This window comes from Aliiroseovarius marinus, from assembly GCF_004360145.1.
GTDB classification, from domain to species: domain Bacteria; phylum Pseudomonadota; class Alphaproteobacteria; order Rhodobacterales; family Rhodobacteraceae; genus Aliiroseovarius; species Aliiroseovarius marinus.
Map to the genome: position 1 here is coordinate 1 of NZ_SAIT01000023.1, position 17,014 is coordinate 17,014.

Annotated in this window: 15 protein-coding genes; 10 read left to right on the forward strand and 5 right to left on the reverse strand. The window is 61.1% G+C overall.

Annotated elements, in window-relative coordinates; all coding sequences use genetic code 11:
• Positions 1-234 precede the first annotated feature (234 nt).
• On the forward strand, positions 235-1,548 hold the full coding sequence (locus EOL43_RS14220) for an NAD(P)/FAD-dependent oxidoreductase (protein ID WP_133489580.1): 1,314 nt from the start codon (positions 235-237) through the stop codon (positions 1,546-1,548).
• A gap of 14 nt (positions 1,549-1,562) precedes the next feature.
• Positions 1,563-1,925, forward strand: coding sequence for a DUF5368 domain-containing protein (locus tag EOL43_RS14225; RefSeq protein WP_133489581.1), 363 nt, complete (start codon positions 1,563-1,565; stop codon positions 1,923-1,925).
• 52 nt (positions 1,926-1,977) lie between these two features.
• On the opposite strand, the gene EOL43_RS14230 is transcribed toward EOL43_RS14225, so the two are convergent.
• Positions 1,978-3,135 (reverse strand): cation:proton antiporter, encoded by a 1,158-nt coding sequence (locus tag EOL43_RS14230; protein WP_133489582.1) that lies wholly within the window; start codon positions 3,133-3,135, stop codon positions 1,978-1,980.
• A gap of 162 nt (positions 3,136-3,297) precedes the next feature.
• On the opposite strand from EOL43_RS14230, the gene EOL43_RS14235 reads away from it, so the two are divergent.
• The 7 genes from EOL43_RS14235 (at position 3,298) to EOL43_RS14265 (ending at position 12,627) form a co-directional block, all read left to right on the forward strand.
• Positions 3,298-3,921, forward strand: a complete 624-nt coding sequence (locus tag EOL43_RS14235) for a helix-turn-helix domain-containing protein (RefSeq protein WP_133489583.1) — start codon at positions 3,298-3,300, stop codon at positions 3,919-3,921.
• A 28-nt stretch (positions 3,922-3,949) separates the two neighbouring features.
• Positions 3,950-5,914 (forward strand): oxidoreductase, encoded by a 1,965-nt coding sequence (locus tag EOL43_RS14240; protein WP_133489584.1) that lies wholly within the window; start codon positions 3,950-3,952, stop codon positions 5,912-5,914.
• Between the two features lie 94 nt (positions 5,915-6,008).
• Complete coding sequence (gene acsA / locus EOL43_RS14245; protein ID WP_133489585.1) at positions 6,009-7,748, forward strand: acetate--CoA ligase; 1,740 nt, start codon at positions 6,009-6,011, stop codon at positions 7,746-7,748.
• Positions 7,745-9,739 carry a pyruvate dehydrogenase (acetyl-transferring) E1 component subunit alpha gene (pdhA, locus tag EOL43_RS14250; protein ID WP_133489586.1) on the forward strand — a complete coding sequence of 665 codons (1,995 nt, stop codon included), beginning with the start codon at positions 7,745-7,747 and terminating at the stop codon, positions 9,737-9,739. The genes acsA and pdhA overlap by 4 nt, the downstream gene beginning before the upstream one ends.
• 1 nt (position 9,740) lies before the next feature.
• Positions 9,741-10,895, forward strand: coding sequence for a dihydrolipoamide acetyltransferase family protein (locus tag EOL43_RS14255; protein ID WP_133489587.1), 1,155 nt, complete (start codon positions 9,741-9,743; stop codon positions 10,893-10,895).
• On the forward strand, positions 10,892-11,140 hold the full coding sequence (locus tag EOL43_RS14260; protein ID WP_133489588.1) for an acyl carrier protein: 249 nt from the start codon (positions 10,892-10,894) through the stop codon (positions 11,138-11,140). Before EOL43_RS14255 ends, EOL43_RS14260 begins: the two co-directional genes overlap by 4 nt.
• A 152-nt stretch (positions 11,141-11,292) precedes the next feature.
• Entirely contained in the window at positions 11,293-12,627 is a 1,335-nt protein-coding gene (locus EOL43_RS14265; RefSeq protein ID WP_133489589.1) for an 8-oxoguanine deaminase, read from the forward strand.
• A gap of 46 nt (positions 12,628-12,673) precedes the next feature.
• On the opposite strand, the gene EOL43_RS14270 is transcribed toward EOL43_RS14265, so the two are convergent.
• Positions 12,674-13,819 (reverse strand): acyl-CoA dehydrogenase family protein, encoded by a 1,146-nt coding sequence (locus EOL43_RS14270; RefSeq protein WP_133489590.1) that lies wholly within the window; start codon positions 13,817-13,819, stop codon positions 12,674-12,676.
• Positions 13,820-13,945: 126 nt separating this feature from the next.
• Between EOL43_RS14270 and EOL43_RS14275 the strand changes: the two genes are divergently transcribed.
• Positions 13,946-14,932: an AraC family transcriptional regulator gene (locus tag EOL43_RS14275; protein ID WP_133489591.1), complete on the forward strand. Its 987-nt coding sequence runs from the start codon at positions 13,946-13,948 to the stop codon at positions 14,930-14,932.
• Between the two features lie 12 nt (positions 14,933-14,944).
• Here the strand turns inward: EOL43_RS14275 and EOL43_RS14280 are convergent, their stop codons facing one another.
• From EOL43_RS14280 to narI, 3 genes are read right to left on the reverse strand one after another with little or no spacing between them, the layout of a single operon-like run.
• Complete coding sequence (locus tag EOL43_RS14280) at positions 14,945-15,463, reverse strand: DUF2478 domain-containing protein (RefSeq protein WP_133489592.1); 519 nt, start codon at positions 15,461-15,463, stop codon at positions 14,945-14,947.
• 34 nt (positions 15,464-15,497) lie between these two features.
• Positions 15,498-16,298: a peptidylprolyl isomerase gene (locus EOL43_RS14285; RefSeq protein ID WP_133489593.1), complete on the reverse strand. Its 801-nt coding sequence runs from the start codon at positions 16,296-16,298 to the stop codon at positions 15,498-15,500.
• A gap of 6 nt (positions 16,299-16,304) precedes the next feature.
• Complete coding sequence (narI, locus tag EOL43_RS14290; protein WP_133489594.1) at positions 16,305-17,003, reverse strand: respiratory nitrate reductase subunit gamma; 699 nt, start codon at positions 17,001-17,003, stop codon at positions 16,305-16,307.
• Positions 17,004-17,014: the final 11 nt, after the last annotated feature.

Genomic DNA, 17,014 nt, shown 5'->3' on the forward strand with positions numbered 1-17,014 from the left:
CAGATATGTCTGCGGTATGCCGCTGTATACCAAATGGATGCGAGCGCTGCAATATCTACTAAGGCGTCAGAACAACCGCCCTGCCGCTTCATACACAGTTTTACGAACTGATCCCACCGCAATCTCACTGCGTCATTAGGCCACCCCCAATCCCTTAACACATTCATGGACGTGAATACTTAACAGGCGTAGAGAGGCGCTCAGAACGAAGCATTGCCTGATTGGAGGTCGCTCATGTCCCACAACTTCACCGCCACACGCCGCGGATTTCTTGGATTTGCCGCAGGCGCTGGTGCCCTAATGGCCGCAGGTGCCGGTGCAACAGCCGCCCCTGCCCCCATCGACACCAAAGCCCGGATCGTCATCCTTGGCGCGGGTGCCGCTGGCACCGCGCTGGCCAACCGCCTGTCGCGCCGCCTGAACGGCGCCACGATCACCATCATCGACCCGCGCAAGGAACATTGGTACCAGCCCGGCTTCTCGCTGATCGCGGCGGGCTTGAAACCGGCCAAGTACTCGGTCTCGCAAACCGGCGACTGGCTGCCGAAGGACATCACCTGGATTGCGGAACGCGCGGCCGAAATCGACCCCGATGGCAACAAGGTCATGACCGAAAGCGGCAAGACTGTTCCTTATGACTTTCTGGTGCTGGCCACCGGCCTTGTCCTGAACTACGACGCCATCGAAGGCTTCGAGATGGACATGATCGGCAAAAACGGCATCGGCTCGCTCTATGCCGGGCCGGACTACGCCGCCAAGACGTGGGAGGCCGCGGGCCGCTATACCGAAGACGGCGGCGTCGGCATCTTCACCCGCCCTGCGACCGAGATGAAATGCGCAGGCGCGCCGATCAAACACACCTTCCTGATCGACGACATCGCCCGCAAATCCGGCACCACCAAGCTGGACATCAACTATATGGCCCACAACAAGGCGCTGTTTGGCGTTCCGATCATCTCGGAAAAGCTGCGGATGCTGTTTGGCCAGCGCGAAATCACACCGCATTACAGCCATGTTCTGAAATCGGTGGATGCGGGCAAGAAGATGGCCACCTTCGCGACCGAGAACGGCGATGCAGAGATGCCCTATGACTATCTGCACATCGTGCCGCCGCAGCAGGCGCCCGACGTGGTCCGCAACTCGGCCCTGACCGATCCCGGCAGCTGGGACGGACGCGGCTGGGCCACGGTCGACAAGCACACCCTGCGTCACAATTTCTTCGACAACGTCTTCGCCGTGGGTGACATCGCGGGCGTTCCGAAAGGCAAGACCGCGGCCAGTGCCAAATGGCAGGTGCCGGTGGTCGAGGAGCATCTGATCGCGCAGATCGCAGGCACCAAGAGCGACGCGAGCTATAACGGCTACACATCCTGCCCGCTGATCACCCGTGTGGGCCGCGCGATGCTGATCGAGTTCGATTACAACAACGACCTGACCCCCAGCTTCCCCGGCGTGATCGCGCCCTTGGAAGAGCTATGGATCAGCTGGCTGATGAAAGAAGTCGCCCTGAAAGCCACCTATAACGCCATGATCCGTGGCGACGCGTAAGGAGGATTTGACCCTTGAAAGAACTTACCTTTGGCACCTTGATCGCCGTCTTTGAAGAAATCTTCGGCCCCACCCTGTTCTGGGTCATGGTGATTGTCGCGGCGGTGATTACACTGGCCTATTTCTATGTGCTGATCCGCGATCGTGCGGTCAGCTGGCGCAAGTTCTTGCGCGCCCAGCTGTCGATGCCCTTTGGGGCGGTGATCGCCGTGATCTTCGTACAGAAAATGACCCACTCTGCCTTCTCGGATATCGGTGGACCGATTGACCTGATCATCCTTTTGGGCATTGCCGTGATGGGCGCGGTGGGTGCAGCCATTCTGGTTTATACCTTCGACGCGCTATTTTTGCAGAAGCCCGGCAAGCAGGTCGACTAAACCCTGCAACACACAGTAAAAAAAGGGCCGCGCGATGTGGCCCTTTTTTGCTTCAACGCGTGTTGGACACCTTGCGAATGGCCAAAAGTGTCAGCGGTGGGCCGATGATTTCGAACACCACCGTGCTTGCGATGGTGAAAGCCATGATGACCGAAGCCCATTCCGGAAATTGCTCGCCCGCGACCAGCGCCATACCGACGGCAACACCGGCCTGTGGCAACAGCGCGGGACCGTACCAGCCCACCTCGCTGCCCGGCACCCGACCAAGCAGAGCTCCAATGACCCCTCCGACAAACCGCCCCGCAATGCGCAGCAGAAGAAATCCAACACCTGTCCACCCCAGAAGCACCAGCGCATCCACTTCTAGCAACGCACCTGCCAGCAGGAAAAACAGGATCATAAACGGCCATTGAATGTGCTCAATCTCGTGAAAGGCGCGGTCGTGGTGTTTTGCGAAATTCGCGATGATGGCGCCGACCGTCATGCCGGTGATCAGGAACGAAACTTCCAGCCACAGGGCAAATCCAGCGGTCAGAAAGACGATCCCGATCGCCTCGGCCTGTTGGGGCTCGCCCGGTTTCAGCCGCCCGGTCAAATACGCAGCGGGGGCGCCAAGAACACACCCAAGCGCAATTGCGCCGCCTAGATCCCATGCCGCCCCGCTTAGAACACTGCCCCACCCGGTTGCTTGGCCGATCATAACCAGCACGACGCTGAACACGATCAACCCCCAGACATCGTCAACGGCAACAATGCCCTTCAGCGTTTCCGTGAACCCATTTTTGATCCCCGATTGATGAATGACATCTGCCATTGCGGCGGGCGCCGTCGCTGTGGCGATGGCGGCCAAAACCAAAGCGAGTTCTGGCGCCATTCCCAAAGCCCACAATCCGGGCGTGACGACAAGAAGGGTGGCACACACAACCGCCAAAGAGATCGTGAAGATCGCAACTCCGTGACGTGCGAAGTTCTTTCGTGTCAGTGATCCGCCCAACAGGAAGGCCACCATGGTCAGGGCGACGATGGAAAGCTCGTCAAACCACTGGGCAACATCATCCGGCACCAGATCCAACCCCTCGTTCCCGATCGCAACGCCGAGAAGCAAAAGCAGGGTGACCCGGGGAAGACGCGTTACGCGCCCCAGTTCGTCTGCCGCAAGGCCCGCCAGAAAGAGCGCGCCCAAGGTTACCAAGATTCCAGATAGTTCCATTCTAGCTATTCCAGCATTCTCAATTCTTCCGGGCTTTGATCCGGATCATAATAGCGCAAAGTGCTGCAAGTCCTGCCCTGTCGCGCAGGTGATAGAATCGTTGACAATTTTTATACTTGTAAAATAATTGCTTCATATTTTTACAAACGCAAAGTGCTCTGAATGCCCAACCACTATGAAGGAACAGTTATCTCATCCCCTTTGGACATCGAGGCGGTAGAAACCTCTCGGTTCGATCCGCGCTTGGGGGAAGAGATCAAGGCGCTGCGAAAAGCGAAGCGCATGACGCTTGGCCAGTTGGGACAGGCGACCGGCCTGTCAAACGGGTTCATCAGCCAGATCGAACGGGGCCAGAACCGCCCCTCGGTCACGGCATTGTTCAAGATCAGCCGCGCGTTGGGCGTTTCTGTTGGGTGGTTCTTTCCCGGCACAAACACAGGGGACGCGCAAAGAAACACCCATGTGGTGCGGCGGCAGGACCGACGTTCCATCGACTACGATGACGGTATCCGCGACGAGCTTCTTACCCCCGGGCTGGGTGGCAAGCTTGAGCTTCTGTCCTGCCGGTTCCCAGCCGGAAGCGGGGTAGAAAATGCCTATCATCACGAAGGTGAAGAAGCAGGCGTCGTGATCCGCGGCGCCTTGGACCTTTGGGTCGGAGACACGCTGTATCACCTGAAGGAAGGCGACAGCTTTGCCTTCGACAGCGCAACGCCGCACCGCTACCGGAACCCGACACAAGACGAAACCGTTGTGATCTGGGCGATCACCCCACCGAACTTTTGACGCAACTTCCCAGACAGGACCCCCTCGTATGAGCCACGCACATTTCCCGCACCTGTTTTCGCCAATCACCATCGGTGGCCTGACATTGCGCAACCGGATCGTGTCCACGGGGCACGAAACCCATCTGAACGAGGGTGGCCGCATCGGTGACCGGATGATCGCCTATCACGAAGCTCGCGCCCGTGGTGGCGCCGGGCTGATCATGACCGAAGTGGCCTTGGTGCATTCCAGAGCCGTTTTCGTGGCCGATCCGATCCGCGTCGACACCGATGATTGCATTCCTGGCTATGCCAAGTTGGCCGAGGTGATCCACAGCCATGGCACCGGATTGATTGCCCAACTGTTCCACCCGGGACGCGAGATGCTGGCCTCGGAAGACGGCACAGCGCCGGTGTCTTACAGCGCCTCCCCCACCCCGAATGAACGCTTCCATGTGATGCCGCGCCCGATGACGCCCGAAATGGTGGCCGAGGTGATCGCGGCCCATGGCGATGCGGCAGCACGGATGGCCAAAGCGGGGCTCGACGGGGTCGAGATCGTCGCGTCTCATGGCTATCTTCCGGCACAGTTCCTGAACCCACAGGTCAACCAGCGCGACGACGCCTATGGTGGCTCGCTGGACAACCGCACCCGCTTCATTCGGGACATCGCCGCGAACATCCGCACCAAGACCAGCCCGGGTTTCGTGATTGGCCTGCGCCTGTCGGGCAACGAACTAAGCCATGAGGGGATGGATCAAAGCGCAATGCTGGAGGCCTGCGAGCGGATCGCAGCGGACGAAGTGATCGACTATTTCAGCGTGGTGGCAGGCTCGTCCGCCACCTTGGCCGGATCGGTCCACATCGCGCCGCCAATGTTCGAAGAGGTCGGCTATACAGCGCCGCTTGGTCAGGCCATCCGCGAACGCACCGGGGTGACGACCATCGTCACCGGGCGCATCAACCAACCACAGGACGCCGAACGCATCGTCGCCTCGGGGCAGGCCGATTTGTGCGGCATGACCCGCGCGATGATCTGCGATCCCGAGATGGGCGAGAAAGCACGCGAGGGCCGCATCGACGACATTCGGGCCTGCATCGGCTGCAATCAGGCCTGTATCGGGCATTTCCACGACGGGTATCCGATCTCGTGCATTCAGAACCCTGTCAGTGGCCGCGAGTTGCAATACGGCACCTTCCCACCAGCGCCGTCAAAGCGGCGGATCATGGTCATCGGCGGCGGCCCGGGCGGCATGAAAGCGGCGGCTGTAGCAGCCGCCCGCGGTCACGAGGTTGCCCTGTTCGAGCGCGACCCACAGCTGGGCGGACAAGCCCGCCTTGCCCAGATGCTGCCGCATCGGGCTGAGTTCGGCGGCATCATCACAAACCTCACCCGCGAGATGGAACTGGCCAGTGTCGACATCCGCAAGGGGGTCAGGGTCGACGAAGACGCGATCACCAAGTTCGCCCCGGATGCCATCATCATCGCAACGGGCGCCACGCCGCGTTGGCCCGATTTCGAAGGCCGCGACGACGCACATGTCGTCGATGCGTGGCAGGTGTTGCAGGGACAGGTGACTGTCGGAAAGTCGGTCATCGTGGCCGATTGGCGGGCCGACTGGATTGGGATCGGGGTCGCCGAACTGCTGGCGCAGAACGGCCATTCCGTGAAGCTTGCGGTGAACGGCTATATGCCCGGACAGACGATCCAGATGTATGTGCGCGATGCCAGCATCGGCCGGTTGCACGGGCTTGGGGTCGAGATGCTGCCCTACTCGCGCCTGTTCGGCGCGGACGAGGACAGCGTTTACCTACAACACATCATGAGCAACGAGGCCGTGATCTGCGAGGATGTCGACACGCTGGTTCTATGTCAGGGTCACACGCCCTCGAATGCTGTCGAAGACATGGTCCGCAAAATGGGTCTGGAACACCATCTGGTCGGGGACTGCATCGCACCGCGCACCGCCGAAGAAGCCGTTCTTGAAGGTCTACGCGCCGGGCTTGCTGTCTAGACCTGCCTGAAATTGATACGAAAAACGTGACTTGATTTGAATCATTGTCCTCCACTGCCGTCAGCCGCCAAGCTTCAGGTGGGAGGACACCACAATGTGCACTATCGGGAAAACACCCGAAGACTGCGCGGTGGCATGCTGGCGCCCGGCTGAACTGGGCGACACGCGCTCGGCGCATGACCTTGGCCGCGAACTTCTGACTGGGCTACCGGGTGATGCCATCAACATCGGGTTCGAAGCTGTCGACCGTCACGTCGACCAGGGGCACGGCGATCAGATTGCGTTGGTCTGGCTGTCAAAGACAGACGAGCGCAAGGCGATCAGTTATCGCGAACTTGCCCAGATGTCGTCACGCTTTGCCAACTTGCTACACGCCCATGGGCTGACCAAAGGCGCGCGCGTCTTCGTCGCCATCGGCCGTCGGCCCGAGCTGTATGCTGCCGCCCTTGGCACCTTGAAGGCCGGAATGGTCTTCACGCCCCTCTTTGCCGCTTTCGGTCCCGAACCCATTCGCACGCGGATGGAGATCGGTGACGCGAATGTGTTGGTCACGACGAAGTCTCTCTACAAACGCAAGATCGCCGCGTGGCGGGACGAGATCCCGTCGCTGCAGTTGGTCCTGATTGTTGGCGATGATGCGCCCGAAGGATGCGTGGCGCTTGGTCCGGCGCTCGACGATGCCTCACCCGATTTCCAAGCCGTTCGGACGCAGCCCGAAGACCCTGCCCTGATCCACTTTACGTCGGGCACAACCGGAAAACCGAAAGGCGCGGTCCATGTGCACGAGGCGGTTCTGTATCACGCGATGTCCGGGCGCTATGCGTTAGAGCTTCAACCCGGCGTGACCTACTGGTGCACCGCCGATCCGGGTTGGGTAACCGGAACCACCTATGGGATCATTTCCCCGCTGGTGAACCGCGTGACGATGATCATTGACGAGGCCGAGTTCAACCTCGAGCGCTGGTACGGGATCCTTGAACAAGAACGCGTGGCCATCTGGTACTCGGCCCCGACCGCCATCCGGATGATGATGCGCGCGGGCAAAGAAGCCACCAAGGGTTTCGACTTCAGCGCGCTTCAGTTTTTGGCCAGCGTCGGCGAACCGCTCAACCCCGAGGCCGTGATCTGGTCGCACGAGGTGTTCGGCCTGCCCTTCCACGACAATTGGTGGCAGACGGAAACCGGCGGCATCATGATCGCCAACACGCGGGCGCAAGACATCAAGCCGGGATCAATGGGCAAGCCCATGCCCGGCATCCACGCGGGCATCGTCGAGAAAGACAATGGTGGCCTACGCGAACTGGGTGATGGCGAGATCGGCGAGCTTGCGTTGCGTCCCGGCTGGCCCTCGATGATGCGGACCTATCTTCACGAACAAGCGCGCTATGACAAATGCTTCCAAGACGGCTGGTACCTGTCCGGCGACCTCGCCATGCGGGATGCGGATGGGTATTTCTGGTTCGTTGGGCGTGCTGATGACTTAATAAAGTCCTCGGGCCACCTGATCGGCCCGTTCGAGGTCGAAAGTGCGCTGATCGAACATGACAGCGTGGCCGAGGCCGCCGCGATTGGCATCCCAGACGAAACAGCCGGGGAAGTCGTCAAAGCCTATGTGACCCTGAACCCCGGCCAGACCCCAAGCGAAGACCTTGAACGTGACATCCGCGGGCTTGCCCGCAAGCGTCTTGGGGCCGCCGTCGCCCCGCGCGAAATTGTTTTCCGTGAATCTCTGCCCAAAACAAGGTCCGGCAAGATTATGCGTCGGCTGTTGAAAGCGCGTGAACTGGGCCTGCCCGAGGGCGATATCTCGACATTGGAGGTGGATGAAAAATGACCGCCAAGAAACCCAAACTGGACCACGCCCATGTGCGTCGGCTGCTGCAGGACATGATCCGCATCCGCCGTTTCGAAGACAAATGCGCCGAGCTGTACACGCAAGAAAAGATCCGCGGCTTCCTGCATCTCTATGACGGGGAAGAGGCCATCGCGGCAGGGATCATTCCCTGCCTGACCGCAGAAGATCGCGTCGTGGCCACCTACCGCGAACATGGTCATGCGCTTATGCGGGGCGTCTCGATGTCGTCTGTCATGGCCGAGATGTATGGCAAGGCCGAAGGCTGCTCGGGCGGGCGTGGCGGGTCCATGCACCTCTTTGATGCGGCAACGAACTTCTATGGTGGGAACGCCATCGTGGGCGGCGGGCTTCCCTTGGCGACGGGCTTGGCGCTGGCCGATCATATGCGGGGCGACCGCGCGGTCACGGCCTGTTTCTTTGGTGAAGGCGCGGTGGCCGAAGGCGAATTCCACGAATCCATGAACCTTGCCGCCCTGTGGCAGCTTCCGGTTCTGTTCGTCTGCGAAAACAACGGCTACGCGATGGGCACCGCGCTGGAACGCTCGGAATCCGAGACTGACATCAGTGCCAAGGCCGCCGCTTATGGCGTCGAGGCGCGCGTGGTCGATGGCATGGATATCGTCGCGGTCGAAGCCGCAGCGATGCACGCGCTGGACCACATTCGCACCACCGGACAGCCGGTATTTCTGGAATGCCGCACCTATCGCTTCCGCCCGCATTCGATGTTCGACGCGCAGCTTTACCGCGACAAGGACGAGGTCGAAACGTGGCGTGCAAAAGGACCCATCGTTAGGTTCCAAACCTGGCTTCTGGTCAACGGGCTGATCCACGAGGACGAGATCGCCGCGATCGAGGCAGAGGTCGCGGCGGAGATAGACGAGGCCGTCGCATTTGCCGAAGCCGGCACGTGGGAGCCCGTCGAGACGCTGACCAAGGACGTCATGGCCCCATCGGCCCCTCCGGCTGAGGTCACGGCGCCTTCGGGCACACTGGTCGACACCACCTATCGCGAAGCCGTACGCGCCGCGATCTCGGACGCGATGACGCGCGACGAGCGGGTCTTCCTGATGGGCGAGGATGTGGGCGCTTATGGTGGCTGCTACGCGGTGTCGAAGGGCTTGATGGAGACGTTTGGTCCGGATCGCATCCGCGACACGCCCTTGTCCGAGTCCGGCTTCACCGGGGCAGGCATTGGCGCGGCCTGCGCGGGGATGCGCCCGATTGTCGAATTGATGACGGTCAATTTCAGCCTGCTGGCGCTCGACCAAATCCTGAACACCGCTGCCACCCTGCGCCATATGTCTGGCGGCCAGTTCGGCGTGCCGGTGGTCATTCGGATGGCAACCGGTGCGGGTAAGCAATTGGCCGCCCAGCATTCGCACAGCCTTGAGGGCTGGTATGCCCATATCCCGGGCCTGAAGGTGCTCGCCCCGGCCACGCTGGAAGATGCGCGCGGAATGTTGTGGACCGCCTTGCAGGACCCCGACCCCGTGCTGATTTTCGAGAACGTGATGCTCTACAACCGGGCTGGCAAGATCGATGAGAACGCAGGGCCTGTCGACATTTCGAAGGCGGCAATCCGTCGGCCGGGCAAGGACGTCACGCTGATCACGTACGGCGGCTCGCTTTACAAAACACTCGACGCGGCAGAGGCGCTTGCGAACGACGGGATCGACGCCGAGGTGATCGACCTCAGATCGCTCCGCCCCTTGGATGACGCGACCATCATGACGTCGGTCGCCCGCACCCGCCGCGCGATCATCGTGGACGAGGGCTGGCGTAGCGGATCGTTGGCGGCAGAAATCTCGGCGCGGATCACGGAACAGGTGTTCTGGACGATGGATGCACCGGTCGGCCGGGTCTGCGCCGCAGAAGTGCCGATTCCTTATCCGAAGCACCTTGAGGATGCCTCGATCCCGCAGGTGCCCGCGATAGTCGCGGCGGTGAAAGCAACCATGGGGCGCGGGTGACATGAGTGTCTTTCGAATGCCTTCGCTGGGTGCGGACATGGAAGCCGGAACACTGGTCGAATGGCTGATCAAACCGGGGGACGAGGTGCACCGGGGTGATGTCGTCGCCGTCGTCGAAACGCAGAAAGGCGCGATCGAGATCGAAAGCTTTGAGACCGGCATTGTGTCCGAGCTGCTTGCCAACATTGGCCAAACCGTTCCAGTCGGCGAAGAACTGGCGCGGTTCGGCACGGAAGACCCCGTGGCAAGCGCCCCTGCCCCCGAGCCGCTTGAAGCGCCCGCTGTTGTCGCAAAGCCCCATAAGGCAACGCCACAGGCACCCCCTATCCCCACAACGGACACCCGCGCCAGCCCCGCCGCACGTCTTGCGGCACAGGAACGGGGGATCGACCTGTCGACCATAGATGGCAGTGGCCCGGATGGGGCAGTTGTGTTGGCGGATGTCGAGGCACAGGCGCAGACCACGCCCACAGCCCCACCGACGAAGGGTGGCTTGTCCGAGATGCGCAAGGCCGTGGCCGCCGCGATGGTGCGTTCCAAACGCGAGATCCCGCATTTCTCGGTTTCGCACAATATCGACACGCAGCACCTGTCGGAATGGCTGAGCGCGCGTAACGCCGACCGCCCGCCCTCCGAACGCGTTTTACTGGGCGCCGCGATCGTCAAAGCCACCGCGCTGGCGCTACGCTCGGTCAAGGCCTTGAACGGGCACTTCGCCGAAGATGCGTTCATCCTATCGGACGAGATCAATATCGGCGTTGCCATCGCCTTGCGAGGCGGCGGTTTGGTAGCCCCCGCGTTGCATCAGACCGACACCATGACGCTGGACGAGGTCATGGCCGACATGCGCGACCTTGTCACCCGGGCGCGTGCAGGCCGTTTGCGAGGGTCGGAGATGACCCGTGGGACCCTGACCGTCTCCAGCCTTGGCGAAAAAGGGGCCGAGGCGATGACCGGCGTGATCTTTCCCCCGCAGGTCGCCCTTCTGGCCGTCGGCGCCCCTCAGATCCGGCCTTGGGTCTCGGGGGATACGGTTGTGCCACGAGAGGTGACACGTTTCACGCTCTCTGCCGACCACCGCGTCTGTGACGGGCGGCAAGGGTCCAAATTCCTGACGACCTTAGAAGACATTCTGTCAAAACCGGAGGAGCTATGACCGAGCAAGAGATCCGAGACCTTTTTCTGAATGAGATCAATAAGGTCGCCCCTGACATCGACCCAAGCGACGTGTCGGACGACGATCATCTGCAGGATGACCTCGAGCTCGACTCGATGGACATCCTGAGTCTGGTCACCGCCCTGGACGCGCGGCTGGGCATATCGATCCCCGAGGCGGACTATCCGCAGATTGAAACGCTAACCAAAGCGGTTCGGTATCTGGCAGGCAAGCTGGCCGGATAAGGGCGGCCAGCGCGACCTGCCGGGTGTTCCCGCCAGTGCGTTTGACTCAGCACACACTTTCAAGCTTACTGTCATGACAGAGGCGGTTCTTGCCCCGTTTTCCATCGCCTCTGCCAATCCCTTCTGAGACGGGCTGATCAAAAGGGGCAAACATGACCGAAATCCTACTTCGAAATGCCGACACCATCCTGACGATGGATGACACAAGGACCGAGCTGTCGGGCGCGGATATCCGCGTGCGCGATGGTGTTATCACCGAGATCGGCACCGGACTGACAAGCAACGGCGACATCCATGACGCGCGTGGATGCGTGGTGACGCCCGGGCTGGTGAACACGCACCATCACCTCTATCAAACCCTGACCCGCGCGGTGCCGGGCGGACAGGATGCTTTGCTGTTTGGCTGGCTTCAGACGCTCTATCCAATCTGGTCCCGTTTTGGTCCGGAAGAGATGTTTATCTCGGCCCAAGTCGGGCTGGCCGAACTGGCGCTGTCCGGATGCACGCTCAGCTCTGATCACCTGTATCTCTACCCCAATGGCGCGCGCCTTGATGACACAATCGCTGCCGCGCAAGAGGTTGGGCTGCGCTTCCACCCGACGCGCGGGTCGATGAGCATCGGAGAAAGCGACGGAGGGTTGCCCCCGGACAGTCTGGTCGAGAAGGAAAGCGCCATTCTGGAGGACTCGATCCGCGTGGTCGATGCCTTCCACGATCCCCGCGAGGGCGCGATGGTGCGTGTGGGTCTGGCGCCGTGCTCGCCATTTTCTGTCAGCCGAGACCTCATGCGCGACGCCGCCCTGCTGGCGCGGGACAAGGGCGTCATGCTGCATACCCATCTGGCCGAAAACGACGAAGACATTGCCTATTCGCTCGAAAAATTCGGCTGCCGCCCCGGTCAATATGCCGAGGACCTTGGCTGGACCGGCGACGACGTCTGGCACGCCCATTGCGTGAAACTGGATGGGCAAGAGATTGACCTCTTTGCCCGCAGCAAGACCGGTGTTGCGCACTGCCCGTGCTCGAACTGCCGGTTGGGCAGCGGGATCGCGCCGGTGCGTCAGATGCGCGATGCGGGTGTGCCGGTGGGGCTGGGTGTCGATGGATCCGCCAGTAATGATGCGGGGAACCTGATCTTGGAAGCGCGGCAATCCATGCTGTTGCAGCGCGTCGCAAATGGGGCAGACGCCATGTCTGCCCGCGAAGCGCTTGAGATCGCAACCCGGGGCGGCGCAGATGTTCTAGGGCGCCGTGATTGCGGACGGCTTGCTGTGGGCAAACGGGCGGACATCGCGGTTTGGGACGTGTCCGGTATCGAAAGCGCAGGTAGCTGGGATCCCGCCGCCCTGCTTCTTGCCGGTCCAACGCGGGTCAAACATCTGTTCGTCGAAGGGCGGCAGATCGTGCGGGATGGCCACATGACGACCGTAGACTTGCCCAAAGTGATCGAGCGCCAAAACCAGATGGCCTTGACGCTCCAGACGTAAAGCGAGGCGCCATGTCGTTCGACATGGCACCACTATCTGTCAGGTATTAGCGGGGGCCGGGATTGGCGATCAGATCCCGCGCAATCACAAGGCGCTGAATGTCGCTGGTGCCTTCATAGATCTGCGCCACGCGGACATCGCGGTAAATCCGCTCGACCGGGTAGTCGCTCAGATAGCCGTAGCCGCCAAAGGTCTGGATCGCGGCCGAGCAGACCTCTTCCGCCATTTCCGTGGCGAACAGTTTCGCCATCGAGGCTTCACGCAGCGCGGGCAAACCAGCGTCACGACGGCGGGCGGCATGCTGCACCAGTTGACGTGCGGCTTCGACCTTTGTGGCCATATCCGCCAGACGGAACCCAACCGCTTGGTGCTGAGCGATTTCCTTGCCGAACGCCTTGCGCTCCTGCGCATACTCGATGGCCAGCTCCAGCGATTTCCGCGCCATACCAACCGCTTGCGAGGCAATCCCGATGCGCCCGCCCTCAAGGTTCGCTAGGGCGATTTTATAGCCTTCGCCTTCAGCGCCCAGTAGATTTTCCTTAGGAATGCGCATGTCCTCAAACGACAGCTGGCAGGTGTCCGACGAATGCAGACCCAGCTTTTCCTCAACCCGAACAACCTCGTATCCGGGGGTGTCGGTCTCGACGATAAAGGCACTGATGCCCTTCGATCCGGCATCCTTGTCAGTCACGGCGAACACGATGATCACTTTGCCGTTCTTACCCGAAGAAATGAATTGCTTCGCGCCGTTCAGCACATAGTGATCGCCGTCCAGAACCGCAGTGGTGCGCAGTTTCGACGCGTCCGATCCGGCCTGAGGTTCGGTCAGGGCAAATCCGCCGATCCACTCGCCGCTGGCCAGTTTCGGCAGGTATTTCTGCTTCTGCTCTTCGGTGCCGTATTTCACGATGGGTCCACACCCGACCGAGCTGTGCACGGACAAGATCGTCGAGCACGCACCGTCTCCAGCAGCAACTTCCTCGACCACGCTTGCATAGGTCACGGCATCCAGTTCGATCCCGCCATACTCTTCCGGGACCAGCATGCCCAAGAAGCCCAGCTCGCCCATCTCGGTCAGCTGTTCGCGGGGGAAGTTGCCGGTGCGATCACGTTCTTCCGCGCCGGGCCACAGGCGGTCCTGAGCGAACTGCGCAGCCATGTCGCGAATGGCGGATTGGGTTTCGTCAAGCATGTCATGTCTCCTATCTGCCGACTGGTCTTGGCCCACGGCGAATCCGGGCGGGTTGGATCGGGACTATACAATTGAAGAAAGTTGTAAGCGATGCCAGTATCTTTCACATAACTGACAGGAAATGCCATGCCGAAAACCAGCACCATCCCCCGCGCCTTCGTGAACGAAGCGATCGACTGTGGGCGCAACGCCGGGGTAGATATGGACGCCCTGCTGGGCAGCCTTGGCATCACGCCCGAGGATCTAAGCCAGCTAACAGCGGCTCAGTTCGGTCAGATCTGGTTGGAGCTGTCCTTTCGCATGCAGGACGAGTTCTTCGGCCTTGCCGCCCGCCCCATGCGCCCGGGCAGTTTTACTATTCTGGGTCATGCCACCCGCCACGCCCCTACCCTTGAGGTCGCGATGGCGCGCGCGCTGCGTTTCTTGACGATCGTTTTAGAGGATCCGGCGGGCAAGCTAAGCATCGAGGGCCGACAGGCCATCGTCTCGCTGTCCGAACATGGCCCGGTCAAATCGGCCTTCTCGTACCGGCTCTATTTCACCATTCTGCATGCGCTGAATTGCTGGCTGATCGGCACGCGCATCCCCATTCGGCACATCCAGTTTCCCTGTGCCGAACCCGCATGGACCAACGACTACGGCGACTTTTTTGGGGTGCCCGTCCAGTTCAACGCGGACTGCGCTCAGATGGTCATTGAACGGAAATACTTGCGAAAGCCGATCAACCGGTCTGACCGCGCGTTGAAGCAGTTTTTGAAGTCCGCGCCGACCGCCTTCCTGACCGGCTATCGCCACGGGGACGGCATCAAGGCGCAGATCATCAAAGAGCTGTCGGCGGGCACAACAGACGCCTGGGACAGCGTGGACGCGATGGCCGCGAAGCTGGGCATGTCCACCTCGACCCTGCATCGGCGCCTCAAAGAAGAAGGCCAGAGCTTTGGCGAGATCAAGGAAGAGCGCCGCCGCAATCTTGCGATCTCGCTTCTGAAGAAAACCGACCTTCCCGTGTCCGAGATCGCCCGTCAGGTGGGCTATGCCGAACCCAGCGCGTTTTTCCGCGCGTTCAATCGGTGGTTCGGCACCACGCCAAGTGCAATCCGAAGCCGGGGATGACCTGCCCGCGCGTTAGGCGCATTTCAAGTCGTTGGATTGCTCCAGAAACCAGCCTTCCAGCGCGGCGATGTTGCCGTCGAGTTGGGTGGCCATGCCTGCCGTGTAGGCCTCAAACGCCTCGCGGTTCAGGTCATTGAGGCCGACCAACACCGGAATATCGTCCGCAAGCGCCTTGGCAATCACATCGCGAAACCCGCGCCCGTCGGCCTCTTGTTTGCCGAACTTGTTGATGATCAGGCAGTCAATGCCTTTGGTCAATTCAGCCTCGGCCAACCCGACCGATGCCTCAAGCGCGCCTGCATCCAGCCGACACCCGCGTGAGTTCTGTCCAAGGTTCTGCGAGATGCGCAGGACGGGGCCTTCGGGCAGCACTTTGACGTCCATGTCGCATGGCCCGTCATAGTCGCGCTCGGTGTTGATCTGGACAATGCCGCCCAGACGCCAGCCGTACGAGGCCAGCCGGTTCGCCAATTCCAGCAGCAACTCATCGGTGTCACCGCGGCCCGTGGACATCGTGTAGGCAATCTTCATGTCATTTCCTTTCCGTGGACGTGATCCCGTTGGATCACTCCACCGGTTTCAAATCCGCGCCTGTGATCTCGGCCTTGGCGGCAAGTTCGGCCACGAAAGCGCGTGCGCCTTTCGCCCATGCGGCTTTTTCCATCGCCTCGGCAATGCGCGGTTGAACTGTGTGATACGGCAGTTCCGCTCCGTCTTCGGCGGCATCCATCCGGATGATGTGCCAGCCGTGGCGGGTCAGAACGGGTTCGTTCGTAATCTCTCCGCTTGCGAGTCCGCGCAGCGCTTTTTCGAACTCGGGCACGGTGTCGCCCGGTCCAAGCTGGCCCAGCACCCCGCCCGAGGATTTGGAGCCGCAATCGCTGTGCTCTTCGGCGATATGCGCGAACTTGCGCGGGTTTGCGATCACGGCGGCCAGCACCTGATCGGCGCGGGCTTTTGCAGCGTCTGTTTCGGCCTGATCACGCGGGTCGCAGGCGATCAGGATGTGTGAGACCTCCCAAAGCGGCGGCGCACGAAAACGGGATGGGTCGCGGGACCATTCGGCCTGCACAGCGTCTTCGCCGGGTGCTGCGACCTCGACTTCGGTTTCGAGAAGGCCCCGGATCAGGGCCTCCTCGTCTGTTTCAAAGCGGCCCCGAGCGACCTCAGCCGGCTCGGCCGTGATCTGGCGCTTGCGGGCTTCTTGCAAAAGAAGGGTCCGCACGGCGACAGCATTCGCTGCCTTGCGCCAAGCGATGCCGGGCTTGCCGGTGGGGGCGTCGTGGTTCTGCGCCTCGGCGGCGACAACCGCATGAGGGACGGTTTCACCATTGACGACGAGATCGGGGAACAAGGCCGCATTCATGGTCTTTTACTCCGCAGGGTTTGCAGGTTTCTGACGGCGCGAACGCACCACCTGATAGCCGGGACGCCAGATATAGCGCACGGGCACCGACAGCATGTGCACCAGTCGGGTGAACGGGAAGACAAGGATAATTGTCAGCCCAAGGAACAGGTGCAGTTTGAAGACCCACGACACGTCCGCGATATAGCTGGCAGCCGCACCATCAAAGGTGAAGATCCCCTGTGCCCAGGACATGAACTTGACCATCTCGTGCCCGTCCAGGTGACCCAGCGAGACGAAGATCGTGCCAAGGCCCAGCACCAGTTGCGCCAGAAGCATGCCCAGAATGGCAATGTCCCAGAAGCTCGAGGTCTGGCGGATGCGCGGATCAGTCCAGCGACGGTGGAACAGCATACCGCCGCCCACCAGCGCCATGACGCCTGCGATGCCACCGGCAACAACGGCCAGAAGTTGTTTCGCGCCGTGGCTGATGCCCATTGCGTCGAAGATCCAGATCGGAGTCAGAAGACCGATGAGATGGCCGAAGAAGATGACCAGAACGCCAACATGGAACAGGATCGAGCCCATCACCAGCTGCTTGCGACGCAACATCTGGGAAGACGAGGTTTTCCAGGTGAAAGGATCGCGGTCATAGCGCGCGATGCTTCCCATGATCCCCACGCCCAAGGCGATATAGGGGAAGATTCCAAAGAAGAAATTATGCATTTCCGCCTCCA